General features: G+C 38.9%; 32 protein-coding genes. 1 reads left to right on the top strand and 31 read right to left on the bottom strand.

The features are described 5' to 3' along the window. Window positions 1–21 precede the first annotated feature (21 nt). The 24 genes from rpmD to MHB44_RS22415 all read right to left on the bottom strand — a co-directional run bounded on the left by rpmD (window position 22) and on the right by MHB44_RS22415 (window position 13,699). Complete coding sequence (gene rpmD / locus MHB44_RS22300) at window positions 22–204, bottom strand: 50S ribosomal protein L30 (RefSeq protein WP_053997242.1); 183 nt, start codon at window positions 202–204, stop codon at window positions 22–24. 13 nt (window positions 205–217) lie between these two features. Next, window positions 218–721, bottom strand: a complete 504-nt coding sequence (gene rpsE, locus MHB44_RS22305; RefSeq protein WP_341300933.1) for a 30S ribosomal protein S5 — start codon at window positions 719–721, stop codon at window positions 218–220. 21 nt (window positions 722–742) lie between these two features. Beyond that, window positions 743–1,102, bottom strand: a complete 360-nt coding sequence (rplR, locus tag MHB44_RS22310; protein ID WP_341300934.1) for a 50S ribosomal protein L18 — start codon at window positions 1,100–1,102, stop codon at window positions 743–745. A 32-nt stretch (window positions 1,103–1,134) separates the two neighbouring features. After that, on the bottom strand, window positions 1,135–1,674 hold the full coding sequence (rplF, locus tag MHB44_RS22315) for a 50S ribosomal protein L6 (RefSeq protein WP_341300935.1): 540 nt from the start codon (window positions 1,672–1,674) through the stop codon (window positions 1,135–1,137). Window positions 1,675–1,704: 30 nt separating this feature from the next. Then, window positions 1,705–2,103, bottom strand: a complete 399-nt coding sequence (gene rpsH / locus MHB44_RS22320) for a 30S ribosomal protein S8 (RefSeq protein ID WP_053997239.1) — start codon at window positions 2,101–2,103, stop codon at window positions 1,705–1,707. Between the two features lie 29 nt (window positions 2,104–2,132). Then, window positions 2,133–2,318, bottom strand: coding sequence for a type Z 30S ribosomal protein S14 (locus MHB44_RS22325; RefSeq protein ID WP_004233656.1), 186 nt, complete (start codon window positions 2,316–2,318; stop codon window positions 2,133–2,135). Between the two features lie 21 nt (window positions 2,319–2,339). Continuing rightward, on the bottom strand, window positions 2,340–2,879 hold the full coding sequence (gene rplE, locus MHB44_RS22330; RefSeq protein ID WP_053997238.1) for a 50S ribosomal protein L5: 540 nt from the start codon (window positions 2,877–2,879) through the stop codon (window positions 2,340–2,342). A 28-nt stretch (window positions 2,880–2,907) separates the two neighbouring features. Further along, the gene (gene rplX / locus MHB44_RS22335) at window positions 2,908–3,216 is read right to left on the bottom strand and encodes a 50S ribosomal protein L24 (protein ID WP_053482809.1); all 309 of its coding nucleotides are present in this window, start codon (window positions 3,214–3,216) and stop codon (window positions 2,908–2,910) included. 35 nt (window positions 3,217–3,251) lie between these two features. Then, on the bottom strand, window positions 3,252–3,620 hold the full coding sequence (gene rplN / locus MHB44_RS22340; RefSeq protein WP_004233650.1) for a 50S ribosomal protein L14: 369 nt from the start codon (window positions 3,618–3,620) through the stop codon (window positions 3,252–3,254). A 43-nt stretch (window positions 3,621–3,663) separates the two neighbouring features. Beyond that, window positions 3,664–3,927: a 30S ribosomal protein S17 gene (gene rpsQ, locus MHB44_RS22345; RefSeq protein WP_004233648.1), complete on the bottom strand. Its 264-nt coding sequence runs from the start codon at window positions 3,925–3,927 to the stop codon at window positions 3,664–3,666. Between the two features lie 18 nt (window positions 3,928–3,945). Beyond that, window positions 3,946–4,146, bottom strand: coding sequence for a 50S ribosomal protein L29 (rpmC, locus tag MHB44_RS22350; RefSeq protein ID WP_004233646.1), 201 nt, complete (start codon window positions 4,144–4,146; stop codon window positions 3,946–3,948). Further along, the gene (rplP, locus tag MHB44_RS22355; protein WP_341300936.1) at window positions 4,136–4,570 is read right to left on the bottom strand and encodes a 50S ribosomal protein L16; all 435 of its coding nucleotides are present in this window, start codon (window positions 4,568–4,570) and stop codon (window positions 4,136–4,138) included. The genes rpmC and rplP overlap by 11 nt, the downstream gene beginning before the upstream one ends. A gap of 1 nt (window position 4,571) precedes the next feature. Beyond that, entirely contained in the window at window positions 4,572–5,225 is a 654-nt protein-coding gene (gene rpsC / locus MHB44_RS22360) for a 30S ribosomal protein S3 (RefSeq protein ID WP_004233642.1), read from the bottom strand. A gap of 3 nt (window positions 5,226–5,228) precedes the next feature. Beyond that, the gene (gene rplV / locus MHB44_RS22365) at window positions 5,229–5,573 is read right to left on the bottom strand and encodes a 50S ribosomal protein L22 (RefSeq protein ID WP_004233639.1); all 345 of its coding nucleotides are present in this window, start codon (window positions 5,571–5,573) and stop codon (window positions 5,229–5,231) included. 22 nt (window positions 5,574–5,595) lie between these two features. Then, entirely contained in the window at window positions 5,596–5,874 is a 279-nt protein-coding gene (rpsS, locus tag MHB44_RS22370) for a 30S ribosomal protein S19 (protein ID WP_004233637.1), read from the bottom strand. A gap of 60 nt (window positions 5,875–5,934) precedes the next feature. Further along, window positions 5,935–6,765, bottom strand: coding sequence for a 50S ribosomal protein L2 (gene rplB / locus MHB44_RS22375; protein ID WP_036124661.1), 831 nt, complete (start codon window positions 6,763–6,765; stop codon window positions 5,935–5,937). Window positions 6,766–6,813: 48 nt separating this feature from the next. Continuing rightward, window positions 6,814–7,098, bottom strand: coding sequence for a 50S ribosomal protein L23 (gene rplW, locus MHB44_RS22380; protein WP_004233628.1), 285 nt, complete (start codon window positions 7,096–7,098; stop codon window positions 6,814–6,816). Further along, entirely contained in the window at window positions 7,098–7,721 is a 624-nt protein-coding gene (rplD, locus tag MHB44_RS22385) for a 50S ribosomal protein L4 (protein ID WP_053997235.1), read from the bottom strand. The genes rplW and rplD overlap by 1 nt, the downstream gene beginning before the upstream one ends. Window positions 7,722–7,747: 26 nt before the next feature. Next, complete coding sequence (rplC, locus tag MHB44_RS22390) at window positions 7,748–8,377, bottom strand: 50S ribosomal protein L3 (protein WP_053997234.1); 630 nt, start codon at window positions 8,375–8,377, stop codon at window positions 7,748–7,750. Window positions 8,378–8,423: 46 nt separating this feature from the next. Beyond that, the gene (rpsJ, locus tag MHB44_RS22395) at window positions 8,424–8,732 is read right to left on the bottom strand and encodes a 30S ribosomal protein S10 (RefSeq protein WP_004233624.1); all 309 of its coding nucleotides are present in this window, start codon (window positions 8,730–8,732) and stop codon (window positions 8,424–8,426) included. Between the two features lie 390 nt (window positions 8,733–9,122). After that, window positions 9,123–11,144: an ABC transporter permease gene (locus tag MHB44_RS22400; RefSeq protein WP_341300937.1), complete on the bottom strand. Its 2,022-nt coding sequence runs from the start codon at window positions 11,142–11,144 to the stop codon at window positions 9,123–9,125. Further along, window positions 11,134–11,895 carry an ABC transporter ATP-binding protein gene (locus MHB44_RS22405; RefSeq protein WP_341300938.1) on the bottom strand — a complete coding sequence of 254 codons (762 nt, stop codon included), beginning with the start codon at window positions 11,893–11,895 and terminating at the stop codon, window positions 11,134–11,136. Before MHB44_RS22405 ends, MHB44_RS22400 begins: the two co-directional genes overlap by 11 nt. A gap of 97 nt (window positions 11,896–11,992) precedes the next feature. Then, complete coding sequence (locus tag MHB44_RS22410) at window positions 11,993–13,009, bottom strand: sensor histidine kinase (protein ID WP_341300939.1); 1,017 nt, start codon at window positions 13,007–13,009, stop codon at window positions 11,993–11,995. A gap of 6 nt (window positions 13,010–13,015) precedes the next feature. Further along, window positions 13,016–13,699 carry a response regulator transcription factor gene (locus tag MHB44_RS22415; protein WP_341303028.1) on the bottom strand — a complete coding sequence of 228 codons (684 nt, stop codon included), beginning with the start codon at window positions 13,697–13,699 and terminating at the stop codon, window positions 13,016–13,018. 178 nt (window positions 13,700–13,877) lie between these two features. On the opposite strand from MHB44_RS22415, the gene MHB44_RS22420 reads away from it, so the two are divergent. Continuing rightward, window positions 13,878–14,765, top strand: a complete 888-nt coding sequence (locus MHB44_RS22420; RefSeq protein ID WP_341300940.1) for a LysR family transcriptional regulator — start codon at window positions 13,878–13,880, stop codon at window positions 14,763–14,765. A gap of 198 nt (window positions 14,766–14,963) precedes the next feature. Here MHB44_RS22420 and MHB44_RS22425 read toward each other — a convergent pair whose 3' ends face one another. The 7 genes from MHB44_RS22425 to rpoC all read right to left on the bottom strand — a co-directional run bounded on the left by MHB44_RS22425 (window position 14,964) and on the right by rpoC (window position 25,913). After that, window positions 14,964–17,141: a malate synthase G gene (locus MHB44_RS22425; protein WP_341300941.1), complete on the bottom strand. Its 2,178-nt coding sequence runs from the start codon at window positions 17,139–17,141 to the stop codon at window positions 14,964–14,966. A gap of 224 nt (window positions 17,142–17,365) precedes the next feature. Continuing rightward, on the bottom strand, window positions 17,366–18,553 hold the full coding sequence (gene tuf, locus MHB44_RS22430; RefSeq protein ID WP_053997228.1) for an elongation factor Tu: 1,188 nt from the start codon (window positions 18,551–18,553) through the stop codon (window positions 17,366–17,368). Window positions 18,554–18,687: 134 nt separating this feature from the next. Then, a complete protein-coding gene (gene fusA / locus MHB44_RS22435) occupies window positions 18,688–20,769 on the bottom strand; it encodes an elongation factor G (RefSeq protein ID WP_341300942.1) in 2,082 nt (693 codons plus the stop codon). Between the two features lie 42 nt (window positions 20,770–20,811). Continuing rightward, on the bottom strand, window positions 20,812–21,282 hold the full coding sequence (rpsG, locus tag MHB44_RS22440; protein WP_053997226.1) for a 30S ribosomal protein S7: 471 nt from the start codon (window positions 21,280–21,282) through the stop codon (window positions 20,812–20,814). A 41-nt stretch (window positions 21,283–21,323) separates the two neighbouring features. Then, window positions 21,324–21,743 carry a 30S ribosomal protein S12 gene (gene rpsL / locus MHB44_RS22445; RefSeq protein WP_004233609.1) on the bottom strand — a complete coding sequence of 140 codons (420 nt, stop codon included), beginning with the start codon at window positions 21,741–21,743 and terminating at the stop codon, window positions 21,324–21,326. Between the two features lie 98 nt (window positions 21,744–21,841). Next, on the bottom strand, window positions 21,842–22,090 hold the full coding sequence (locus MHB44_RS22450) for a ribosomal L7Ae/L30e/S12e/Gadd45 family protein (RefSeq protein WP_341300943.1): 249 nt from the start codon (window positions 22,088–22,090) through the stop codon (window positions 21,842–21,844). 139 nt (window positions 22,091–22,229) lie between these two features. Beyond that, window positions 22,230–25,913 carry a DNA-directed RNA polymerase subunit beta' gene (gene rpoC, locus MHB44_RS22455; RefSeq protein WP_341300944.1) on the bottom strand — a complete coding sequence of 1,228 codons (3,684 nt, stop codon included), beginning with the start codon at window positions 25,911–25,913 and terminating at the stop codon, window positions 22,230–22,232. Window positions 25,914–26,115 lie beyond the last annotated feature (202 nt).

Genomic DNA, 26,115 nt, shown 5'->3' on the forward strand with positions numbered 1-26,115 from the left:
TCCTTGTTCAATAATTGAAAATTAAATTTCTTTTACAGTAACTAAGTGAGCTACTTTGTCAAGCATACCGCGAGTAGCTGCGTTATCAGCTTTCTCTACAGTTTGGTGTAATTTACGTAAACCTAAAGCTTCAACAGTTTTGCGTTGTGCAGGTTTAGAGCCAATCACAGATTTAGTAAGGGTGATTTCTAATTTGTTAGCCATTATCTTTCCCCCCTTATCCTAATAGTTCTTCCACTGATTTACCACGTAATTTAGCTACGTCCTCTACGCGTTTTAATTCAGCTAAACCTTGAATAGTAGCACGTACCATATTGATTGGTGTGTTAGATCCAAGTGATTTTGAAAGAATATCAGTAATACCAGCTAGTTCTAGTACAGCACGTACCGGACCACCAGCGATAACTCCTGTACCAGGAGCAGCAGGTTTAATTAGGATTTCTCCTGCACCGAAGCGACCTTGCACTAAGTGTGGAGTTGTTCCACCTACGCGTGGCACTTCGATTAAGTTTTTCTTCGCATCTTCAACAGCTTTGCGGATAGCATCTGGCACCTCTTGAGCTTTACCAGTACCGAAACCTACATGTCCATTTCTATCGCCAACTACAACTAATGCTGTGAAGCGGAAGCGACGTCCACCTTTAACAACTTTAGCAACGCGGTTAATAGTAACTACGCGTTCTTCAAGTTCTCCAAGTTTGTTTGCGTCAATACGACTCATGAAATGTGTCCCTCCTTCTTATTAAAATTCTAAACCGTTCTCACGTGCAGCTTCAGCTAAAGCTTTAACACGTCCATGATATAAGTAACCACCACGGTCAAATACTACAGCAGTAATATTTTTCTCCGCAGCGCGTTTTGCGATTGTTTCACCGACTTTAGTTGCTGCATCAACATTGTTACCAGCACCTTCAAAACCATTTTCTTGAGAAGATGCGCTAACAATTGTTACGCCTGCTACGTCATCGATAAGTTGCGCGTAAATGTTCTTGTTAGAACGGAATACGTTTAAGCGTGGACGCTCAGCAGTACCCGAAATTTTAGAACGTACGCGTGCATGACGTTTTTTACGAACCTGATTTTTATCTTGTTTCGTAATCACAAGGGTCACTCCTTTCTAATGCTTAGGCCGCATTATTTACCTGTTTTACCTTCTTTACGACGTACATATTCGCCTTCATAACGAATACCTTTACCTTTATAAGGCTCTGGTGGACGAACGTCACGGATGTTAGATGCAAGAGCACCAACGCGTTCTTTGCTAATACCTTTAATGATGATTTTAGTGTTAGAAGGAACTTCAATTTCTAAACCATCTTCTGGTGTGAACTCAACTGGATGAGAGTAACCAACGTTAAGTACAAGTTTTTTACCTTGTAATTGCGCACGGTAACCAACACCGATAAGTTCTAAAGCTTTTTCGAAACCTGCAGAAACACCAGTAACCATGTTCGCTAGAAGCGCACGAGTAGTACCGTGGTTTGTGCGGTGTTCTTTTGATTCAGAAGGGCGTGATACAGTGATTACGTTGCCTTCTTGCTCAATTTTCATATCTTGGTGGAAAGAACGAACAAGTTCGCCTTTAGGACCTTTAACAGTAACAGAGTTGTTTGCGTCAACAGTAACTGTTACGTTAGCAGGTACCTCGATAATTTTTTTACCTACACGAGACATTTAGTTGCACCTCCATTCATTTATTGCTAATTACCAAACGTATGCTAGAATTTCTCCGCCAACTTGTTTAGCGCGAGCTTCTTTATCTGTTAATAAACCTTGTGAAGTTGATACTAAAGCGATACCAAGACCACTTAATACTTTAGGTACTTCATTTGTTTTAGCATATACACGTAGACCTGGTTTAGAAATACGTTTTAAGCCAGTGATAACGCGCTCGTTATCTTTTCCATATTTTAAGAAGATACGGATAATACCTTGTTTGTTGTCTTCCACGTATTCTACGTCACGTACGAAACCTTCACGCTTTAAAATTTCAGCGATTTCTTTTTTCACGTTGGAAGCTGGTACTTCTAACTTCTCGTGACGAACCATGTTCGCATTACGAATGCGAGTAAGCATATCTGCAATCGGATCAGTCATTGTCATTACATTTACCTCCTTCCCAAATTAGGGGATTACCAGCTGGCTTTTTTCACGCCAGGAATTTGTCCCTTATATGCAAGTTCTCGGAAACAAATACGGCAAAGTTTGAATTTGCGATATACTGAATGTGGACGACCACAGCGTTCACAACGTGTATATTCTTGCACTTTAAACTTTTGCTTACGTTGTTGTTTAACGATCATAGATTTTTTAGCCACGTTTTCGCCCTCCTTGTTTGATTACTTTTGGAACGGCATACCGAATTGTGTCAATAACTCGCGAGCTTCTTCGTCAGAGTTCGCTGTCGTTACGATCACGATGTCCATACCGCGTACTTTTGAAACTTTATCGTAATCGATTTCTGGGAAAATTAATTGTTCTTTCACACCTAAAGTGTAGTTACCGCGACCATCGAATGCTTTTTTAGAAACACCACGGAAGTCACGTACACGAGGTAGTGCGATAGAAATTAATTTATCCAAGAATTCATACATACGCTCACCGCGTAATGTAACTTTAGCACCGATAGGCATACCTTCACGAAGACGGAAACCTGCGATCGATTTTTTTGCTTTAGTTACAACTGGTTTTTGACCAGTAATAGTTGTTAATTCTTCAACAGCTGCATCTAACGCTTTAGAGTTTTGAACTGCATCACCAACACCCATGTTGATCACGATTTTCTCAACTTTTGGTAGTTGCATAACTGATTTATATCCAAATTTGCTCATAAGAGCAGGTGAAACTTCACTTAAATATTTTTCTTTTAGGCGGCTCATGTGTGTACCTCCCTTCTATTTATACTAATTAGTCGATTACTGCACCTGATTTTTTTGCTACACGAACTTTTTTACCGTTTTCGATTTTGTAACCTACACGAGTCGGCTCGCCAGATTTAGGATCGATTAGCATTACGTTCGAAACGTGAATTGCAGCCTCTTGGCTTACAATACCACCTTGTGGATTCAATTGGTTAGGTTTTACGTGTTTTTTCACGATGTTCACACCTTCAACAAGAACGCGATCTTGTTTTGGGTAAGCAGCAAGAATAACGCCTTCTTTGCCTTTATCCTTACCAGTGATTACCTTAACCTTGTCACCTTTTTTTACATGCATGCTGTCGCACCTCCTTGATTGGCACTATCATGAAATTAAAGAACTTCTGGAGCTAGAGAAACGATTTTCATGAAGTTGCTGTCACGTAATTCACGTGCAACAGGTCCGAAAATACGAGTTCCGCGTGGTGATTTATCATCACGAATAATCACACAAGCATTTTCATCAAATTTAATGTACGTACCATCTTTACGACGAACGCCTGATTTAGTACGAACGATAACAGCCTTAACAACGTCACCCTTCTTGACAACGCCACCTGGTGTTGCTTTCTTAACTGTACAAACAACGATATCACCGATGTTAGCAGTTTTACGACCAGAACCACCAAGTACTTTAATTGTAAGAACTTCACGTGCACCTGAGTTGTCAGCAACTTTCATACGACTTTCTTGTTGGATCACTTAGGTTACCTCCCTTCGGAAATTGGTTGTTCCGAAATAGTTATTAAATAATAACCGCTTTTTCTACAACTTCTACTAGACGGAAACGTTTTGTAGCTGATAGCGGGCGAGTTTCCATGATACGTACGATATCACCGATTTTCGCTGTGTTTAACTCATCATGAGCTTTAAACTTTTTAGAATATTTTACACGCTTGCCATAAAGTTTGTGCTTTTTGTATGTTTCCACTAAAACAGTAACAGTTTTGTCCATTTTATCTGAAACAACGCGGCCTGTGTAAACTTTACGTTGATTGCGCTCAGTCATACTTGAAAACCTCCTTTATCAGTTATTTGCACTGATTTCTCTTTCACGAATAACAGTTTTCATACGCGCGATTGCTTTACGCACTTCACGAATACGAGCTGTGTTTTCTAATTGACCAGTCGCCAATTGGAAGCGAAGGTTGAAAAGCTCTTCTTTCAGTGATTTCACTTTTAATTCTATTTCAGAAGTAGCAAGGTCACGGATTTCATTAGCTTTCATTAGATTCACCACCAGTTTCTTGACGTTTTACGATCTTACATTTAACAGGAAGTTTGTGTGCTGCTAAACGAAGTGCCTCACGTGCAATTTCTTCAGATACGCCAGCAATTTCGAACATTACTTTTCCTGGTTTAACTACTGCTACCCAACCTTCAGGAGAACCTTTACCAGAACCCATGCGGACTTCTAGTGGTTTTTTCGTGTAAGGTTTATGTGGGAAGATTTTAATCCAAACTTTACCGCCACGTTTCATGTAACGAGTCATCGCGATACGAGCAGATTCGATTTGACGGTTTGTAATCCAGCTAGCAGTTTGAGCTTGTAAGCCCCATTCACCGAAAGTTACTTCTTTACCGCCTTTCGCTTCGCCACGCATTTTGCCGCGGTGTTCACGACGGTATTTAACGCGTTTAGGCAATAACATATTATTTGCCTCCTTCCACAGATTTCTTCGTAGGAAGAACTTCACCACGGTAGATCCATACTTTAACGCCTAATTTACCGTAAGTAGTATCAGCTTCTGCGTGTGCATAATCAATGTCAGCACGTAGAGTATGAAGTGGAACAGTTCCTTCACTATAATGTTCAGCACGCGCGATATCAGCGCCACCTAAACGACCAGATACTTGTGTTTTAATTCCTTTTGCACCAGCACGAATTGTGCGTTGGATCGCTTGCTTTTGCGCACGACGGAATGATACACGATTTTCTAATTGACGAGCGATATTTTCAGCTACTAGACGAGCGTCAAGATCAGCGCGTTTGATTTCAATAATGTTGATGTGTACACGTTTACCAGTTAAATCGCTAAGGTATTTACGAAGGTTTTCAACTTCAGTACCACCTTTACCGATTACCATACCTGGTTTCGCAGTATGAATTGTAATGTTTACACGGTTTGCAGCGCGTTCGATTTCTACTTTAGAAACAGAAGCGTCTTTAAGAGCCGTTTCAATATATTTACGCACTTTGATGTCTTCGTGAAGTAGAGTTGCATAGTCTTTTTCAGCGTACCATTTTGACTCCCAGTCACGAATAATACCAACGCGTAGTCCTATTGGATGTACTTTTTGACCCACGGATTAACCCTCCTTCTTCTCAGATACCACTAATGTAATGTGGCTTGTGCGTTTGTTAATTGCGCTTGCACGTCCTTGTGCACGTGGACGGAAACGTTTTAATGTTGGACCTTCGTCAACAAATACTTCAGATACTACTAAAGAGTTGATGTCAAGATCGTAGTTGTGCTCAGCGTTAGCAACTGCAGATTTTAATACTTTCTCAACGACTGGAGACGCCGCTTTTGGAGTATGACGTAAAATTGCAACTGCTTCACCAACTTGCTTACCTCGGATTAAGTCTACAACTAGACGTACTTTGCGAGGAGCAATGCGTACTGTACGAGCGATAGCTTTAGCTTGTGTCATTAGGATTTACCTCCTCTCAAAATTAGCGTCTTGTTTTCTTGTCGTCTGCACCGTGACCTTTATAAGTACGTGTCGGTGCGAACTCACCAAGTTTATGGCCTACCATATCTTCTGTTACGTATACAGGAACATGTTTACGTCCATCATATACAGCAATCGTTAAACCGATGAAGTTCGGGAAGATTGTAGAACGGCGTGACCAAGTTTTGATAACTTGTTTTTTCTCAGAAGCCTCTTGTGCCTCCACTTTTTTCATTAAGTGGTCGTCGACAAAAGGTCCTTTTTTCAAGCTGCGACCCATGTAGGAACCTCCCTCCGTGATTCCACCACGGCTCTCCCATAGAACCGTAGTTTAACCACTTTATTTTTTACGACTACGGATGATAAATTTATCCGATTTGTTTTTCTTCTTGCGAGTTTTGTAACCAAGTGCTGGTTTACCCCAAGGAGTCATTGGTGATTTACGTCCGATTGGAGAACGTCCTTCACCACCACCGTGTGGGTGATCGTTAGGGTTCATTACAGAACCACGAACTTCTGGGCGTTTACCTAACCAACGGCTACGACCTGCTTTACCGATGTGTACAAGTTCGTGTTGCTCGTTACCAACTTGACCGATTGTAGCGCGGCAAGTAGCTAAAACTAAACGTACTTCACCAGATTGTAAACGAACGATAACGTACTTATCTTCACGACCAAGTACTTGCGCAGAAGTACCAGCTGAACGTACTAATTGCCCGCCCTTACCAGGTTTTAACTCGATGTTATGGATTGTAGTACCCATTGGAATGTTTGCTAATGGTAATGCATTACCTACTTTAATATCCGCATCTGGACCAGAAACGATTGTTTGACCAACCTCTAATCCTTTTGGTGCTAAGATGTAAGCTTTTGCTCCATCAGCGTAGTTGATTAATGCGATATTCGCAGAACGGTTTGGATCATATTCAATAGTAGCAACTTTTGCCGGAATGCCATCTTTAACACGTTTGAAATCGATAACACGGTATTGCTTCTTATGACCACCACCATGATGACGAACAGTGATTTTACCTTGGTTATTACGACCAGCTTTGCGTTTAGTTGGTTCAAGCAATGATTTCTCAGGCTTGTTCGTTGTAATTTCCGCAAAGTCTAATGACGTCATGTTACGACGGCCATTAGAGGTAGGTTTATACTTTTTAATCGCCATTGTGTTTTCCCTCCTTCTTGAGTGTTCAAATCATAAATCCTTTAAGGATTACATTTCGAATAATTCAATTTCTTTGCTATCAGCAGTTAATTTAACAATCGCTTTACGACGTTTGTTAGTGTAACCACCATAACGGCCAACACGCTTGAATTTACCTTTGTAGTTAAGAACGTTTACTTTCTCAACTTTTACGCCAAAGATTTCTTCTACAGCGTCTTTTACTTGAGTTTTGTTAGCGCGAGTGTCTACTTCGAAAGTATACTTTTTCTCTGCCATAAGTTCTGAAGAACGCTCAGTAATGACCGGACGTTTTAAAATATCACGTGCTTCCATTATCCAAGCACCTCCTCAACTTTTTCTACTGCAGATTTAGTGAATACAACTTTATCATGACCTAATAGATCAAGAACGTTGATACCATTTGCAGTTAACACTGTTACACCAGGGATGTTACGAGCAGATAATGCTACGTTTTCATCTAGGTCAGCAGTTACGAATAAAGATTTTTTCTCTAAAGAAAGATCTTTAAGAATTTTTGTGAATTCTTTTGTTTTTGGTGCTTCTAAAGTCAGAGCATCAAGAACTAAGAAGTTTTGTTCTACTACTTTAGCTGATAAAGCTGATTTAAGAGCTAAACGACGAACTTTTTTAGGTAATTTATAAGAATAGCTACGTGGAGTAGGGCCGAATACGATACCACCGCCGCGCCATTGTGGAGAACGGATAGAACCTTGACGAGCACGTCCAGTTCCTTTTTGACGCCATGGTTTACGACCACCACCAGCAACTTCAGAACGGTTTTTCACTTTGTGATTACCTTGACGTAGAGAAGCGCGTTGTGCAACTACTGCGTCGAATAATACTGCTTCATTTGGCTCGATTCCGAAAATCGCATCGTTTAATTCGATTTCGCCAACTGAAGCACCTGTTTGACTAAGTACAGATACCTTTGTCATTCCTGTTTCCTCCTTTCTTTCAATAATTACTTAGCTTTAATTGCAGTTTTTACTGTAACTAGAGCTTTTTTAGAACCAGGAACATTACCTTTAACAAGTAGTAAGTTACGTTCTGCATCAACTTTTACGATCTCTAAGTTTTGGATTGTAACTACATTGCCACCCATTTGACCAGGTAATTTCTTTTGTTTGAATACACGGTTCGGAGCAACTGGACCCATTGAACCAGGACGACGGTGGTAACGAGAACCATGGGCCATTGGACCACGAGATTGTCCGTGGCGTTTAATTACACCTTGGAAACCTTTACCTTTAGTAACACCTGTTACATCAATTACATCGCCTTCTGCGAAAATTTCTACATTGACTTCTTGACCAACTTCGTACTCTTCCACGTTCACATTGCGGAATTCACGAATGAAGCGCTTAGGAGCAGTATTCGCTTTTGCTACGTGACCTTGTTCCGGTTTGTTAGAAAGCTTAACACGCTTATCTTCGAAACCAACTTGGATTGCTTCGTAGCCATCTGTTTCAACAGTTTTCTTTTGAAGCACTACGTTTGGAGCAGCTTCGATAACTGTTACTGGGATTAAATCGCCGTTTTCAGCGAAAACTTGTGTCATACCAATTTTTCTACCTAAGATTCCTTTAGCCATCTGTCACACCTCCTGTAAATTTTAAAAAGTTATATTGTTTTTACCATTAAAGTTTGATTTCGATATCAACGCCAGATGGTAAATCAAGTTTCATTAACGCGTCAACAGTTTGTGGTGTTGGGTTAACGATATCGATCAGACGTTTATGCGTACGCATTTCGAATTGTTCACGAGAGTCTTTATACTTGTGAACAGCACGAAGAATTGTGTACACAGACTTCTCAGTTGGAAGTGGAATCGGACCTGATACACTTGCACCTGAACGTTTTGCAGTTTCCACAATTTTCTCAGCAGATTGATCTAAAATACGGTGATCATACGCTTTTAAACGAATACGAATCTTTTGTTTTGCCATTATTTTCCCTCCTTCTCGCCTATTTTCTAGACATTCTCCACGAAAATTCTCCCACACACCGCCATGGCAAAGCGGCCGGGTGTGTCGGCAACCTCTCGCTTCATCGCAGTCAAAGACCAACATTCAACATTATATACAATAAAAAAAGAATAAGCAAGTCTTTTCGCTAAATTCTTTTAAATGTTGCTGATATTCTTACTACTACTATTTTCTTCGCTTATTAAGCCGTTTATTAGTATATAAAATTTCAAGACATATTGCAATACTTAAGGTTATCTTATTAATATTTTCAAACTTTCAAATAATTTTAGTTAAAGTAGAGCTATCAAAAAAGTCCAATGTTATCTGACTTTCTTGATAGCCCTTTTTGAATTTCTTCTTATTTAATAGTTATAATGATTCTCGAACTACCTTTTTATAATAACCGACTGAGAGAACAGCAAAGATAGCGTATAGCGCGATATAACAGCCCATTGCTAGCCAAAGTGGTGTTGTTAACTCTGTGCCAAACAAAAACCATCCTGACTTCACAGCAAAGTAACTATGCAATAAACCAATCACTAATGGAACACCGAAATTAAAAGCTTGCTTCATATAAATTCCCTTCATAATATCCTTTTCTGCAAAGCCAATCTTTCTTAAAATTGTATAGGAATCACGTTCTTCCTCTGCCTCAGACATCTGTTTAAAATATAGAATACTACCTGTCGTCATTAAAAAAGCTAATCCTAAAAATGCTGTAATAAAGATTGTAAGTCCTAATGATTCAATATTACCCTTACGTTGCATTTCATAAGACGATTGCTTATATTCATGTGAGTCTCCTTCATTATCTACAACCGTCAGAACATCCGCACCCGTTTCCCGATACAATTGCTCTGCTTTTTCTATATCCTCTTTTGATTTTAATGTAATGGTTGTTTGTTGATGCCAAGGATATACATCTGCTAATTGTAAAGAGATAGCCTGCTGCTGATTGCCTTGCTCCGATGATGCTACTAAATGGTTAAACATTTCATCTGTTACAACAAAGATAGGCCCCCCACCTCCAGCAGTGACAATACTACTTATCAGGCTATGCTTTTGAATATCCTCCACATGAAAGGTTTCTTTAAGTTGCCCTATTGATACCTCGATATCTCGATCTTTCTCTAACGGAAACATCTCAGCCATATAGCCACCATAGTTTGTTAAAATCACATTATTATCTGATAATGAAGCTGTGGGAACTTTTTGCTGGTAATCAGAGAGTGGAATCGTATAAATAACACCTTCCATTGTATATAAAGGATTGTCTTTTTGCTCTTTAGACATTAATTGCCCCACCGTAGCTGATACCCCTTGTAAACGGTAATCTACTTGAGTAAATGCAATATTGTGCTGTTCTAATGCCTTTAAAAATTCCTCCCCATCATTTTCAAGCAATATAAAATCACCCGGAACTTGACTATACGCTGTTGCTTCTGATGAATAGTAGGAAATATAGGACAAAGTTGTAATACCTAGAGATACGCCTGTTAATACTGTAATAAGTGTTAATGATTTTGCATTGCTTTTCATACGATGCATAATCGGCGTCAGAGCTAAAACATCCTGAACCGATAAATGTCCTTTTTTCTTTAAGCGAATTGTATTCATAATAAATGCTATAGAGAAACGGAAAACAAGGAAGGTTCCACCAATGGTAGTAGCTAAAATAATAATCATATTCGTAAAAAGATAACCTGCATCATCAATATTAAATAGCTTTGTAGAAGCATAATAGCCGTAACCAATCATAATAAGTCCTAAAAAGCCAATTACCATTTGTATGCCACTAAAGCGTCTTACACGCTCATCAGCTTGTTTTGCAGCGCTAAATAATGATAGCAATGAAACACGATGAATCATCCATGCCATTTGGATAAGCACAATGATTAAAAGTATGGCAAATACAAGGATGGACTGTTGTAATGCCTGTGTACTAAATGCCATTGTAACAAGAGCTTCTTTTTCAAGTACACGCAATAAAATCATGGCAAATACACGTGAGCTAAAGAAGCCTGCTAGTATGCCTATGAGAACAGCTCCAACAAATAATAATATATTTTCAATCGCTAATAAACGTACAATCAATCCCTTTGTCATGCCAATTAATTGATATAAGCCGACCTCTTTACTGCGGCGCTTCATAAATAGGTGGTTGGCATAGAGCACAAAAAATAGCACAATAAAATATAAAATGTATGTTGCTGCTTTAAACCCTGCTGTAGCTGTTCCACTTATTTGAACAGCCTCCCATACTTCAGCATTGTATTGCAGTGTAACAAAGGAAAAATATAATGTGACACTAAAAATAAGTGCAAAAAAGTAGAGATAGTAATGCTTCATGTTTTTCTTCATACTGCGTAGCACAAGCTTGCTAAGACTCATAGCCATCACCGCCTAGCACACTTTGCGTATGCATAATTTCCTGAAAGAATACTTGTCTTGTTTTATCGCCCTTATAAAGCTCACTATAAATCAAGCCATCTTTTAAAAATAACACACGTGTACAGAAGCTAGCTGCTACAGCATCATGTGTCACCATCATAATCGTAGCCTCTTTTGTTTCATTGATACTTTGTAAATTTTTTAATAGTGCTGTAGCCGACTTAGAATCAAGTGCACCTGTAGGCTCATCTGCAAAGACAAGGGATGGATTTGTAATCAATGCACGAGCTGCTGATGTACGCTGCTTTTGCCCACCTGAAATTTCATTTGGGTATTTATTTAAAATTTCTGTGATACCAAGTAAATGTGTTAGTTCTTTCACACGACTTTCTGCAATAGCTTTAGGTAGTTTACTAATAGCTAATGGTAAAAGAATATTTTCTTTTACTGTTAAAGTTTCCAATAAATTATAATCTTGAAATATAAAGCCGAGTTGTTCTCGACGGAAATTTGCTAAGGCCTTTTCCTTCATGCCACGTAAATTTTGCCCGTTTATTTCAATAACACCTTCTGTTGCATAATCGATGGAGCATAAAACATTTAAAAGCGTTGTTTTCCCTGAGCCAGATGGTCCCATAATCCCTACAAATTCACCTTTATTTACTTCTACATCAATGCCCTTTAATACTTCTTGAGCTGTTGATTTTTTTCCATAAACCTTTTTTATTTTACGACCAATTAAAACTGTCAATTTGTAAACGCCCCTTTCTCTCTTTCAAGTGTACCCTGCCGTCACTAGTAATTCGTGCGTTTTACATGACAATATAAAAAGATAGGTGACAATTTTGTCATCTACCTGTTAGTTTGGCATATGCATTTTGTAGCGGAAAGCGTAATGTAAATAATGAGCCTTCGCCAACTTTTGATTGTACATGAATACGAATACCTAATTTTTGTGCTACATTATATGCTAAATAAAGGCCCATACCTGTAGATTGTGTGGATTCTCTTCCAATTGTACCAGTATATGATTTTTGAAAAATACGAGGTAAATCTTCTGAAGCAATACCAATGCCTATATCTTTGATATGCAATAATATTGCTTCTGTAGTATCAACTTCTGCCCATATTATTATTTCAGAATCTACTGGACTATACTTAATAGCATTTGAAAGAATTTGTCGAACAATAAATGCTAACCACTTGCTATCGGTTAGAACGGTTTCCGTAAGCTTATCCACCTCAAAGCCAATACCTTTTTCGATACACCAAGCTTGCATAGCTCGAATTTCCTTATAGATAATCGGCTTTAGTTCAACCTCTGTTAAGTAATTATCCTTTTCGATTGAGTGTAATCGCGTTTGATGTAGCTGCTGATCCACCAATAAATGTAGCCTTAGCCATTCATTCTCTAATTTTCGACGCAACTCTAAGTCTTCAACATGCTCTAGCATTAAATTAATAGCTGTTAAAGGGGCTTTTACTTCATGCACCCATGCCAGCAACCCATCCGAATATTCCTGAAGCTGCACTTTCGCTTGATTTAACTCCACTTTCTTCTCATCAAAGATAGCTCCCATTTTTCGAAAATAAAGTTCTTGAAAAGGGGACAAAGTGAGACGATTTTTATCAATCTCATCTAAATAACTCTCCATATTTCCCAGGAAATCTTTTAATTTCCCAACTTCAACAATGTAACGCCATACAAAAAAGAGTGTAAAACTAATAAACAAACTCATGTTTACATACCAAATAGAAATGCTCTCTAACCCTATATCTAAAGCAAATAATAGGTTCAATATTGCCGAAATAAAGGCAAAATAGCCTAGCCATGCTAATCGTTCGCGTATAAATAGTAGTAGCAATTTTACTCACATCCCTTGGTTTACTGCTATATAGCCAAGTCCCTTTTTTGTTTGAATCACTTCTTGTAAACCAATCTCCTCAAGCTTTGTGCGCAGGCGATTAACATTAACTGACAATGTATTATCGTTTACAAAACGTTCATCATCCCAAAGCTTTCTCATCAGCTCATCTCTCGATACAATTTGATTCGCCTTTTCCACTAAGATCCGCAAGATAAAGAGCTCATTTTTTGTTAACGAGGCAATAGCTCCATCATATACAATCTCACTCCTTGCATAATCAATTACAGCATCATTAAAGCGACTTATATCCATTTTTTCTTCAACATAGTCGTATGTACGGCGCAAAATAGCCTGTGTTTTAGCAAGTAATACTTCCATGTGAAAAGGTTTTTGTATAAAATCATCTGCCCCCATCTGCATAGCCATCACCATATCCATTGGGTGATCACGAGAGGATAGGAACAAGATTGGAACCTTTGAAAGATGACGAATTTCACGACACCAATGGAAGCCATCATAGGCAGGCAATTGAATATCAATAAGCACAAGATGAGGTTTTTCCTCTATAAAATCATCCATCACCTTTTGGAAATTTTTAGGTCCGATTACTTGTAATGACCATTGTGCAAAGCGTTCTTGAATCATCTGAAAAATGGATGGGTCATCTTCAATAAGTAAAATCTTCATCTCCACTTTCAAATCCCTCTTTCTATTTAATAATTTATCCCATATAACGTGCTAGCTATTATGTATACAAACACCAATGGACATCTTCTAATTTCCCTTATTTTAACACAAAAAACAATCTATAGACGTCCTCGCAGATGCTATAATAGGGTTACATCTAATAAAGGAGGTTCCCACAATGGATATTCGACAGCTAGAATACTTTGCTGAGGTAGCAAAACAACTTAGCTTTACAAAAGCGGCTGCAACGCTTCATGTATCACAGCCATCTATTAGTAAAGCTATCCAACAGTTAGAAGTAGAGCTAGATGTCCCACTATTTTATCGCTCCTCCAAGCAGTTAGAATTAACGGATGCAGGGCATGCTGTTCTCATTAATACGCAACATGTCCTAGAAGCATTTAAAAATATACGCTCAGAGCTAACAGATTTAATGGAACTCAAAAAAGGGAAAATTCGTATTGGTATTCCCCCCATTGTCGGCGCGGAATTTTTTTCAAAGCTCGTTAGTCAATACAAGGAACGTTATCCATATGTGGAAATCGTGCTAACAGAGGTGGGTACAAAAAAAATTAGAGAAGGTGTGGAATCAGGAGACCTTGATATTGGGCTTATTTGTAATTTATGTGTGGTAAATGATTACGTAGAAGTCATTAGTATTTTAAAAGATCCGCTCATGTTAATTGTCCATCATGAGCATCCACTTGCTCAGAAAGAGACGGTCGATATGATTGATTTACAGCAGGAAATGTTTGTTCTTTATCGCAAAGATTTCACACTCTATGACCGTATTATTGAGGAGTGTTCAAAAAATGGATTTTTCCCAAATATCGCCTGTGAGTCTACTCAGAAGGATTTAATGATTGAAATGGTAGCCGCTAAGCTCGGTATCGCACTTTTACCGAAAAGAATTTGTGATAAAATCCAATATAATACAATAAAGGCTGTTCCATTTAAAGAAGAAAATATTTATTTAGAGCTTGGTATGACTTGGAAAAAAAACAAGTATCTCTCTTATGCTGTACGTGAATTTATTGCGCTTGCCTATGATTTTATTCCACATTAACAAAACTATAGATTATTGATAGGTAATTTTTATACGCCAAGAAAAATGTACGTATATGCGTACTTTTATAATTACCACTACTTCTAAAAATAGCTTAGCCATCTGGCACCAATAGACTATTGATACCAGATGGCTAGCTTAATCTCTGTTAAAGCTGTTCACTTAACTACTCATCGTCTTTACTTATTAAGAGATTTTTTATGCATTTATTTTTGCTTGATATTTTGCCTTTGCTTCTAAACGCTTTTTGTGTAAGATTGGCTCTGTATAACCACTTGGTTGCTCGTAACCCTTAAACACTAAATCACATGCTGCTTGGAATGCCACAGATTCATTTAGGTTAGAGGACATTGGTCGGTATTCAGCATCGTCAGCATTTTGACCATCTACTACCTTTGCCATACGTTCCATTGTTTCACGCACTTGCTCCTCTGTGCAAACCCCATGATGCAACCAGTTTGCTACATGCTGACTAGAAATACGTAATGTTGCACGGTCTTCCATTAGACCAATATCATTAATATCAGGAACCTTCGAACATCCTACTCCCTGCTCTACCCAGCGTACTACATAGCCTAAAATGCCTTGTGCATTATTATCTAGTTCCTGCTGAATCTCTTCAGCACTCCAATTTGTTTCGATTGCTAATGGGATTTCAAGTATACCATCTTGTAAATCCTCTGAGCTAGAAATGCCCTTTTGTACTTCCTTTACATCGACTTGATGATAATGTGTAGCATGTAAAGTTGCAGCAGTTGGTGAAGGAACCCAAGCTGTATTAGCCCCTGCTTTTGGATGACCAATTTTTTGCTCTAGCATTGCTGCCATTAAATCCGGCATTGCCCACATACCTTTTCCAATTTGTGCACGTCCCTGTAATCCTGTATTTAAGCCTACTACTACATTGGATTTTTCATAAGCTGTTAGCCATGTAGATGCCTTCATTTCACCCTTACGAATCATAGGACCTGCTTCCATTGATGTATGAATTTCATCACCTGTACGATCAAGGAACCCAGTATTAATAAAGACAATACGATCTTTTACTTCCTTTATACACGCTTTTAAGTTTAACGATGTACGGCGCTCCTCATCCATAACACCAATTTTCAATGTAAAACGCTCTAAATTTAATAAATCTTCGATACGGCCAAATAGTTTATTAGCAAATGCTACTTCTTGTGAGCCATGCATTTTTGGCTTAACAATGTAAATAGAGCCTTTTTGTGAATTTTTATATTGACCATTACCAAGCAGTTCATGCTTTGCAATCAAGCTCGTCATAACCCCATCCATAATTCCCTCTGGAACCTCAAAACCATCCTTATCTAAAATTGCTGGGTTTGTCATTAAATGTCCTACATTCCGTACAAACATTAGCGAGCGTCCTGGAAGTGTTAGTGTATTGCCATCTGCATCCTTGTACACACGATCTGGATTCAGTGTACGGGTCATTGTTTTACTGCCTTTTTCAAATGTTGCTGCTAAATCACCTTTCATTAAACCAAGCCAATTTGTATATACTTCCACTTTATCTTCTGCATCTACAGCTGCTACAGAGTCTTCACAATCCATAATCGTAGTCACCGCCGATTCTAAAACAACATCCTTCACACCTGCTGCATCATCCTTACCAATTGCATGATTACGATCAATTTGAATTTCAATATGAAGACCATTATTTTTTAATAAAATAGCGCTTGGTGCGTCAGCCTCTCCTTGATAGCCAGCAAATTTATTAGATTCAACAAGTGTTGCTTCATCATTGTTCAGCAATGTTGCCAGCAACTGACCGTTTACAATAGCATATTTAGCTACATCTGTATGAGAAGCATTCATTAACGGAACAGCTTTGTCTAAAAATTCTCTTGCATAAGCAATTACTTTCGCACCGCGTACTGGATTATAGCCTTTCCCCACTTCTGCCCCATCTTCTTCACTAATTGCATCTGTACCATATAAAGCATCATATAGACTTCCCCAACGGGCATTTGCTGCATTAATGGCATAGCGTGCATTATTTACTGGCACTACTAGCTGAGGTCCAGCTTGGACAGCAACTGCTTCATCAACATTTTCAGTAGCTACGCTAAAATCTTCTACTTTTGGCTCTAAATAACCAATTCCCTCTAAAAATGATTTATACGCGGCAAAATCAAATTCATGATCTTTATGCCATTGGTTAATCGTCTCTTGTAGTTCATCACGTCGTGCAAGCAATGCCTTATTTTCAGGTGTAAGCTCCTCAATTAACTGTTCAAAGCCTGTCCAAAATGCTTGTTGTTCAACACCACTTTCAGGAAGTGCTTGTGTATTAATAAAATCAAAAAGAATGGATGCTACTTGCAAATTTCCTACTTGAACATAATTAGACATAAAAATATAGTCCCCCTTGTTTTGAAGAGTGATCTACTCCTCTTTCCATTATGTTTATTATAATAGAAAACCTTTGTATAAATAAAATATATATTTAGAATATTCATTATTCTATTTAGCTATATTGAATAAATCCTAGCCATCTACACTTTAAAGAACAAATACAAAAAACCAATCTGTAGGCGTCCCCACAGATTGGTTTAAGGAATTAGCAAAAGCTAAAATTATTTTTGGATAGAAGAAACTACGCCAGCGCCTACAGTACGGCCACCCTCACGGATAGAGAATTTAGTACCTTCTTCAAGAGCGATTGGAGCGATAAGTTCAACTGTCATTTCAATGTTATCACCAGGCATTACCATTTCAACGCCTTCTGGTAAGTTACAGATACCTGTTACATCAGTTGTACGGAAGTAGAACTGAGGACGGTAGTTAGAGAAGAATGGAGTATGACGGCCACCCTCTTCTTTTGATAAAACATAAACTTCAGCTTTGAAGTTAGTGTGTGGAGTGATTGAACCTGGTTTAGCTAATACTTGACCACGTTGGATTTCTTCACGAGCAACACCACGTAGTAAAGCACCGATGTTATCACCAGCTTCAGCATAGTCTAATAATTTACGGAACATTTCTACACCAGTTACAGTAGTAGATTTCGCTTCTTCAGCAATACCGATGATTTCAACTACGTCACCAACTTTAACTTGACCACGTTCAACACGGCCAGTTGCAACTGTACCACGACCAGTGATAGAGAATACGTCCTCTACTGGCATCATGAATGGTTTGTCAGTTTGACGTTCTGGAGTTGGGATGTAAGAATCTACAGCGTCCATTAATTCAACGATTTTTTCTTCCCATTCTGGTTCGCCTTCAAGAGCTTTAAGAGCAGAACCTTTGATTACAGGAATATCGTCACCTGGGAAGTCATATTCAGATAGTAGGTCACGGATTTCCATTTCTACTAATTCTAATAATTCTTCGTCATCAACCATATCACATTTGTTCATGAATACTACTAAGTATGGAACACCTACTTGACGAGATAAAAGGATGTGCTCACGAGTTTGTGGCATTGGACCATCAGCAGCAGATACTACTAAGATACCGCCGTCCATTTGTGCAGCACCAGTAATCATGTTTTTAACATAGTCAGCATGTCCTGGGCAGTCAACGTGTGCATAGTGACGAGTTTCAGTTTCATACTCTACGTGAGAAGTATTGATTGTGATACCACGCTCTTTTTCTTCTGGAGCGTTGTCGATGTCAGCGTAAGATTTAGCTGTACCACCCATTTTTTTAGAAAGAACTGTAGCGATTGCAGCAGTTAAAGTAGTTTTACCATGGTCAACGTGTCCGATTGTACCAATGTTAGCATGCGTTTTAGAACGGTCAAATTTTTCTTTAGCCATTAGAGATTGCCTCCTCAAAATTATATGTTTATTTTTTAATTTATAGTATGAATGCTGACAGGGAACGGGCCCATTCCCTATCCTGCAATCATAGCTTACAGATTAGTTATACTTGATGCAAGATGAAATTTCAATTATTCACCTTTATTTTTTTTGATGATCTCTTCAGAAATTGATTTTGGTACTTCTTCATAATGATCGAATACCATTGAGAATACACCACGACCTTGCGTTGCAGAACGTAAAGTTGTTGCATATCCAAACATTTCTGAAAGTGGAACCATTGCACGAACAACTTGAGCGTTACCGCGAGCTTCCATACCTTCTACGCGACCACGGCGAGAAGTGATGTTACCCATGATATCACCAAGGTATTCTTCAGGAATTACAACTTCAACCTTCATCATTGGTTCAAGTAAAACTGGGTTACATTTAGAAACCGCGTTTTTAAGAGCCATTGATGCAGCGATTTTGAAAGCCATTTCGTTAGAGTCAACATCATGGTAAGAACCATCGAATAGTCTCGCTTTGATGTCGATTAATGGGTAACCAGCAAGTACACCGTTTTGTAGAGAGTCTTTAAGACCAGCTTCTACAGCAGGAATGTATTCACGTGGAACTACACCACCAACGATAGCATTTTCAAATTCAAAGCCTTTTCCTTCTTCGTTTGGAGAGAATTCAATCCAAACGTGACCGAATTGACCACGACCACCTGATTGGCGAACGAATTTACCTTCAACTTGAGCAGAGCCACGGAATGTTTCACGGTAAGAAACTTGTGGAGCACCAACGTTAGCTTCTACTTTGAATTCACGACGCATACGATCAACTAAGATATCAAGGTGAAGCTCACCCATACCTGAGATGATTGTTTGACCAGTTTCTTGGTCTGTATGTGCACGGAATGTTGGATCTTCTTCTTGTAGTTTTTGTAAAGCTTGACCCATTTTATCTTGGTCTGCTTTTGATTTTGGTTCTACAGAAAGAGAGATAACTGGTTCTGGGAATTCCATTGATTCAAGAATAACTAGGTTTTTCTCGTCACATAATGTATCACCAGTTGTAGTATCTTTAAGACCTACAGCTGCAGCGATATCCCCTGCAAACACTTGAGAGATCTCTTCACGAGAGTTAGCGTGCATTTGTAGGATACGACCTACACGCTCACGTTTACCCTTCGTAGAGTTTTGTACATATGAACCTGATTGTAAAATACCAGAATACACACGGAAGAATGTTAATTTCCCAACGAATGGGTCAGTCATTACTTTAAACGCAAGAGCCGAGAATGGTTCTTCGTCAGAAGAATGACGTACAATTTCTTCCTCTGAGTCTGGTAAAGTACCTTTAATAGCAGGTACATCTGTTGGAGCTGGAAGGTAGTTGATTACTGCATCAAGCATTTTACGAACACCTTTGTGTTTGAATGCTGTACCACAAAGAACAGGGTAGAATTCTACCGCAATTGTTGCTTTACGGATTGCTGCTTTCAGCTCTTCCTTTGTAATCTCTTCACCAGCGAAGTATTTTTCCATGATATCTTCATTAATTTCAGCAATTGCTTCAATTAATTTTTCACGGTATTCTTCTGCTTGTGCTTGATGTTCTTCAGGAATTGCTTCGCCTTCACGTAATGCTGTACCTTCTTCGTTATCGTAGTAAGTAACATTCATTTCGATTAAGTCAATGATTCCTTTGAACTCATCTTCAGCACCGATTGGTAATTGGATAGGATGTGCATTTGCTTGTAAACGCTCATGTAAAGTGCCTACAGAGTATAGGAAGTCTGCACCCATTTTATCCATTTTATTAATGAATACGATACGTGGAACACCGTAAGTAGTAGCTTGACGCCATACAGTTTCAGTTTGTGGCTCAACACCTGATTGAGCATCAAGAACTGTTACTGCACCATCAAGTACACGTAAAGAACGTTCAACTTCTACAGTGAAGTCTACGTGTCCAGGAGTATCGATGATGTTAACACGATGACCGTCCCATTGAGCTGTTGTTGCAGCAGAAGTGATTGTGATACCACGTTCTTGCTCTTGCTCCATCCAGTCCATTTGAGAAGCGCCTTCATGAGTTTCACCGATTTTGTGAATCTTACCTGTGTAATAAAGGATACGCTCTGTTGTTGTTGTTTTACCAGCATCAATATGAGCCATGATCCCAATATTACGAGTATTCTCTAGTGAGAATTCGCGTTTCATTAGGTATTTCTCCTTCCATATTGGGCTTATGCGATGTTTAGATTACCAACGGTAGTGAGCGAATGCTTTGTTCGCTTCTGCCATTTTGTGCATATCTTCACGTTTCTTAACTGATGCACCAGTATTGTTAGAAGCATCAAGAATTTCGTTAGCTAAGCGCTCTTCCATTGTTTTTTCACCACGAAGACGAGCATAGTTAACTAGGTAACGAAGACCTAAAGTTGTACGACGTTCTGGGCGTACTTCAACTGGTACTTGGTAGTTAGAACCACCAACACGGCGAGCACGTACTTCAAGAACTGGCATTACGTTATTTAGAGCAGCTTCAAATACTTCGATTGGATTTTCACCAGAACGTTCTTTTACTAATTCAAACGCACCGTATAAAATCTTTTGAGAAGTACCTCTTTTACCATCAACCATCATTTTATTGATTAAACGAGTTACTAGCTTTGAATTATAAATTGGATCTGGTAACACGTCACGTTTGGAAACAGGACCTTTACGAGGCATGTGTTTTCCTCCTTTCAAATAGTTATCTTTTTAAAATCAGATTATTTTTTTTCTTTAGGGCGTTTTGTTCCGTATAGAGAACGTGATTGCATACGGCCGTTTACACCAGCAGTATCAAGAGCACCACGAACGATATGGTAACGAACACCTGGTAAGTCTTTTACACGACCGCCACGGATAAGAACAACACTGTGCTCTTGTAAGTTGTGACCTTCACCAGGAATGTACGCTGTAACCTCGATTTGGTTAGTTAAACGTACACGAGCGTATTTACGTAACGCTGAGTTTGGTTTTTTAGGCGTCATTGTACCTACACGAGTACAAACACCACGTTTTTGAGGAGATTTAACATCAGTTAAAGATTTTTTAAATGAGTTGTATCCTTTGTTTAACGCTGGTGAATTTGATTTCGTGATTTTAGATTTACGAGGCTTACGTACCAATTGGTTAATTGTAGGCATCGATTTTTCCTCCCTTCATTCCTTCTTTTTTAATACCACACATCCAGGTGGTTCATTTTTTGGGTAAAAACAAAGTCTTTGTGCTTTTTACACAAAAACTACTCTACAGTAATTGCAACTACTGCAGCTCCAACATGGATTCCACAGGCTTTGCCCAGCTCTTTTTTTGACTCAACAAGAACAACTGGTATACCGATTTCTCTCGCGAAAGATATGGCCGAATCGGTTACCCAATTGTCTGCATCAAGTGCCACAAAAAGTTCTTTCACTGAACCAGCTCGCATTGCTTTTACTGTTTGCTTTGTACCTATGATTGTTTGACTAGCCCTTACTTTATCATAAGACATTTACATATCCTCCGAAGTACAGACAGTTAACTATCAACCTTCAATATATTATCATTACTCATTTGCACTGTCAACTAATATCTTTAAAAAGTCCGAAGAGATGATAAAAATATGCATCTCTTCGGCCTTATTTTAATATTTATTCAGCAGAAATGACTTCTGCGTCAAGCTCATCTTTTTCGATGCGGATTTGACGATAACGTTGCATACCCGTACCTGCTGGAACAAGCTTACCGATAATTACGTTCTCTTTTAAGCCAAGAAGCTCGTCACGTTTACCCTTAATTGCTGCATCTGTTAACACACGTGTTGTTTCTTGGAATGATGCTGCTGATAAGAATGATTCTGTTTCAAGAGAAGCTTTTGTAATACCTAGAATGACAGGACGGCAAGTTGCAGGGTTTTTGCCATTCATCACAGCATCTGCGTTTGCCTCTGAGAATTGGTGAATATCTAGTAATGAGCCTGGTAGTAACTCTGTATCGCCAGCTTCAATTACACGCACTTTACGAAGCATTTGACGAACCATTACCTCGATATGTTTATCCCCAATTTCTACCCCTTGCATACGGTATACTTTTTGAACCTCTTTTAATAAATATTCCTGAACAGTTGAAACGTCTTTGACTTTTAACAATTGTTTTGGATCGATAGAACCCTCTGTTAAAACTTGACCACGCTCTACATTGTCACCTTCGATAACTTTCAAGCGTGCATTATAAGGTGCTTGGTACTTACGGGTTTCTACGTCACCTTGAACTGTAATCTCTTTTAAGCCTTCACGGATTTCAGTGATATCGGAAACAGTACCCGCAATTTCTGAAATAACCGATTGACCTTTTGGATTACGCGCTTCAAAGATCTCTTGGATACGTGGAAGACCTTGTGTAATATCATCTCCAGCAACCCCACCTGTATGGAATGTACGCATTGTTAATTGTGTACCTGGCTCACCGATTGATTGAGCTGCAATAATACCAACTGCTTCTCCAACCTCAACCTTTTCACCTGTTGCTAAGTTCATGCCGTAGCATTTTTTACATACACCATGTTTTGTATTACATGTAAATGCTGAACGGATTGTCACTTCTTCAATACCAGCCTCGATAATTGCACGAGCGATATCTTGGTCGATTAAACCGTCTTTGGCAAGAATAACTTCACCAGTTTCAGGGTGGTAGATTGTTTTCTTCGTATGACGCCCAACAATACGTTCGTCCAGAGCCTCGATTAATTCTGTGCCTTCCATTAATGCACCAATCGTTAAGCCACGGTCAGTTCCACAATCATCTTCACGCACAATAACATCCTGTGCAACGTCAACAAGACGACGCGTTAAGTAACCTGAATCGGCTGTTTTTAGAGCTGTATCGGCAAGACCTTTACGAGCACCATGCGTAGAGATGAAGTATTCTAATACTGTTAAACCTTCACGGAATGAAGATTTAATTGGAAGTTCGATGATACGACCAGCCGGGTTGGCCATCAGACCACGCATACCTGCTAACTGTGTAAAGTTAGATGCGTTACCACGGGCACCTGAGTCAGACATCATGAAAATTGGATTTGTTTTTTCGAGTGACTTCATCAGCTTCGCTTGAATTTCATCTTTCGCAGCACTCCAGCTTGAGATAACACGATCATAACGCTCATCCTCTGTGATGAAACCACGACGGAATTGCGCTTGAACTTTATCCACTTTTTCTTGAGCTTCTGCTAAAATTTCACCTTTATCAGGTAATACCACGATATCAGATACACCTACTGTAATACCTGCACGTGTGGAATATTTGAAACCTAGATTTTTCATGCGATCAAGCATTTTAGATGTTTCCGTAATATGGTAACGTTTAAACACTTCAGCAATGATATTACCTAAGAATTTTTTACGGAATGGATTGACAACAGGTACTGATTCAAAATACTTACGCAGTACAGCCGAACGTTGTGCAGCAATCTTTCCTTTTTCATCAAGACTGTTATAAGTGCTATCTGTTTCAAGCTCTTTCAGTGTTTCTTCATCAATTGTTAACTTAGCAAAGTATTTCTCTGGTGTTGCTTGCTCTAAGTTAAAGTCAGTTGGCTCGTTAATATATGGGAATGATTTTGGTAAGATTTCGTTAAAGATCACTTTACCAACAGTTGTTAATAGGAACATATTATTTTGTTCCTCAGTAAATGTTGGGTTATTTAACGAACCAGCTTTAATCGCAATACGTGTATGCAAATGTACATGACCTGTATCATAAGCAATTAACACTTCATTTGGACCATAGAAAACAGAACCTTCACCGCGAGCACTTTCACGCTCAAGTGTTAAGTAGTAGTTTCCTAATACCATATCTTGAGATGGCGTTACAACAGGCTTACCATCTTTTGGGTTTAAAATGTTTTGTGCAGCAAGCATTAGAAGACGAGCTTCTGCTTGAGCTTCTGCTGATAACGGTACGTGAACTGCCATTTGGTCACCATCGAAGTCAGCATTATAGGCTGTACATACTAAGGGGTGCAGACGAATAGCACGACCTTCAACTAGTGTTGGTTCAAATGCTTGAATACCAAGACGGTGAAGCGTTGGTGCACGGTTTAGTAATACTGGATGCTCACGGATAACATCTTCTAAAACATCCCAGACGTCGTTGTTTAAACGTTCGATTTTACGCTTAGCAGATTTAATGTTATGAGCAAGACCACGTTCCACTAACTCTTTCATAACGAATGGCTTGAATAATTCGATAGCCATTTCTTTTGGTAAACCACATTGGTACATTTTTAAATTAGGTCCTACTACGATAACCGAACGACCAGAGTAGTCAACACGTTTACCTAATAAGTTTTGACGGAAACGACCTTGTTTACCTTTTAACATATGCGAAAGTGATTTTAATGGGCGGTTACCAGGACCTGTTACAGGACGTCCGCGACGACCATTATCAATTAATGCGTCAACAGCTTCTTGTAACATACGTTTTTCGTTTTGTACGATGATGCTTGGAGCCCCTAAATCTAATAAACGTTTTAAACGGTTATTACGGTTGATAACACGACGGTATAGATCGTTTAAATCTGAAGTTGCAAAACGTCCACCATCTAATTGCACCATTGGACGAAGCTCAGGTGGAATTACAGGTAGTACATCTAAAATCATCCATTCAGGAGAGTTACCTGAGTTACGGAATGATTCTACAACTTCTAAACGTTTAATAGCACGTGTACGTCTTTGACCTTGTGCAGATTTCAACTCTTCTTTTAAAGATTGTGTTTCGTCTTCTAGGTCAATTTTGTTTAATAATTTTTTAATAGCTTCTGCACCCATAGATGCTTCAAATGTGTTTCCGAATTTTTCGCGGTACGCACGATACTCTTTTTCAGAAAGCAGTTGTTTACTTTCTAAATTAGTAGCACCTGAGTCAATCACAACGTAAGAAGCAAAATAGATTACTTCTTCTAAAGCACGCGGAGACATATCTAAAATAAGACCCATACGGCTTGGAATACCTTTGAAGTACCAAATATGAGAAACTGGTGCTGCTAATTCAATGTGCCCCATGCGTTCACGGCGAACTTTCGCACGTGTTACTTCAACGCCACAACGATCACAAACTACGCCTTTATAACGTACACGCTTGTATTTACCACAATGACATTCCCAGTCCTTTGTTGGACCAAAAATACGCTCACAGAATAAACCATCTTTTTCTGGTTTTAATGTACGATAGTTGATTGTTTCAGGTTTTTTAACTTCACCATATGACCAAGAACGAATCTTGTCAGGCGATGCTAAACCAATTTTCATATATTCAAATTCATTAACGTCTATCAAGGAGCCTACCTCCCTTTAGTATAGGTCTTTATAAAGACTCTTTACGCAGCTCGATAATCGTTTGTAAAGAACGATCTCTTTAACAAATGATTAAAAATAGAATAGTTTATTGAAAGAAAAAGCCAGACAGGGCGTTAAATCCTGCCCGGCTAGTTTGAAAAATAAGTTTTGCCATATTCACAACTGTGAACTTTGGTTATCC

The sequence above is a fragment of the Lysinibacillus sp. FSL H8-0500 genome, assembly GCF_038051955.1.
In the GTDB taxonomy this organism is placed as follows: domain Bacteria; phylum Bacillota; class Bacilli; order Bacillales_A; family Planococcaceae; genus Lysinibacillus; species Lysinibacillus macroides.

Excerpts from the sequence above, each read along its gene's own strand:
- rpmD (WP_053997242.1), bottom strand. The coding sequence starts at position 204 with ATGGCTAACAAATTAGAAATCACCCTTACTAAATCTGTGATTGGCTCT.
- rpsE (WP_341300933.1), bottom strand. The coding sequence starts at position 721 with ATGAGTCGTATTGACGCAAACAAACTTGGAGAACTTGAAGAACGCGTA.
- rplF (WP_341300935.1), bottom strand. The coding sequence starts at position 1,674 with ATGTCTCGTGTAGGTAAAAAAATTATCGAGGTACCTGCTAACGTAACA.
- rpsH (WP_053997239.1), bottom strand. The coding sequence starts at position 2,103 with ATGACAATGACTGATCCGATTGCAGATATGCTTACTCGCATTCGTAAT.
- rplE (WP_053997238.1), bottom strand. The coding sequence starts at position 2,879 with ATGAGCCGCCTAAAAGAAAAATATTTAAGTGAAGTTTCACCTGCTCTT.
- rplX (WP_053482809.1), bottom strand. The coding sequence starts at position 3,216 with ATGCATGTAAAAAAAGGTGACAAGGTTAAGGTAATCACTGGTAAGGAT.
- rpsQ (WP_004233648.1), bottom strand. The coding sequence starts at position 3,927 with ATGACTGAGCGCAATCAACGTAAAGTTTACACAGGCCGCGTTGTTTCA.
- rpmC (WP_004233646.1), bottom strand. The coding sequence starts at position 4,146 with ATGAAAGCTAATGAAATCCGTGACCTTGCTACTTCTGAAATAGAATTA.
- rplP (WP_341300936.1), bottom strand. The coding sequence starts at position 4,570 with ATGTTATTGCCTAAACGCGTTAAATACCGTCGTGAACACCGCGGCAAA.
- rplV (WP_004233639.1), bottom strand. The coding sequence starts at position 5,573 with ATGACACAAGCTAAAGCTATCGCTCGTACAGTACGCATTGCTCCTCGC.
- rpsS (WP_004233637.1), bottom strand. The coding sequence starts at position 5,874 with ATGGGTCGCAGCTTGAAAAAAGGACCTTTTGTCGACGACCACTTAATG.
- rplB (WP_036124661.1), bottom strand. The coding sequence starts at position 6,765 with ATGGCGATTAAAAAGTATAAACCTACCTCTAATGGCCGTCGTAACATG.
- rplW (WP_004233628.1), bottom strand. The coding sequence starts at position 7,098 with ATGGAAGCACGTGATATTTTAAAACGTCCGGTCATTACTGAGCGTTCT.
- rplD (WP_053997235.1), bottom strand. The coding sequence starts at position 7,721 with ATGACAAAGGTATCTGTACTTAGTCAAACAGGTGCTTCAGTTGGCGAA.
- rplC (WP_053997234.1), bottom strand. The coding sequence starts at position 8,377 with ATGGCTAAAGGAATCTTAGGTAGAAAAATTGGTATGACACAAGTTTTC.
- rpsJ (WP_004233624.1), bottom strand. The coding sequence starts at position 8,732 with ATGGCAAAACAAAAGATTCGTATTCGTTTAAAAGCGTATGATCACCGT.
- MHB44_RS22400 (WP_341300937.1), bottom strand. The coding sequence starts at position 11,144 with ATGAGTCTTAGCAAGCTTGTGCTACGCAGTATGAAGAAAAACATGAAG.
- MHB44_RS22415 (WP_341303028.1), bottom strand. The coding sequence starts at position 13,699 with ATGAAGATTTTACTTATTGAAGATGACCCATCCATTTTTCAGATGATT.
- MHB44_RS22420 (WP_341300940.1), top strand. The coding sequence starts at position 13,878 with ATGGATATTCGACAGCTAGAATACTTTGCTGAGGTAGCAAAACAACTT.
- MHB44_RS22425 (WP_341300941.1), bottom strand. The coding sequence starts at position 17,141 with ATGTCTAATTATGTTCAAGTAGGAAATTTGCAAGTAGCATCCATTCTT.
- tuf (WP_053997228.1), bottom strand. The coding sequence starts at position 18,553 with ATGGCTAAAGAAAAATTTGACCGTTCTAAAACGCATGCTAACATTGGT.
- fusA (WP_341300942.1), bottom strand. The coding sequence starts at position 20,769 with ATGAAACGCGAATTCTCACTAGAGAATACTCGTAATATTGGGATCATG.
- rpsG (WP_053997226.1), bottom strand. The coding sequence starts at position 21,282 with ATGCCTCGTAAAGGTCCTGTTTCCAAACGTGACGTGTTACCAGATCCA.
- rpsL (WP_004233609.1), bottom strand. The coding sequence starts at position 21,743 with ATGCCTACAATTAACCAATTGGTACGTAAGCCTCGTAAATCTAAAATC.
- MHB44_RS22450 (WP_341300943.1), bottom strand. The coding sequence starts at position 22,090 with ATGTCTTATGATAAAGTAAGGGCTAGTCAAACAATCATAGGTACAAAG.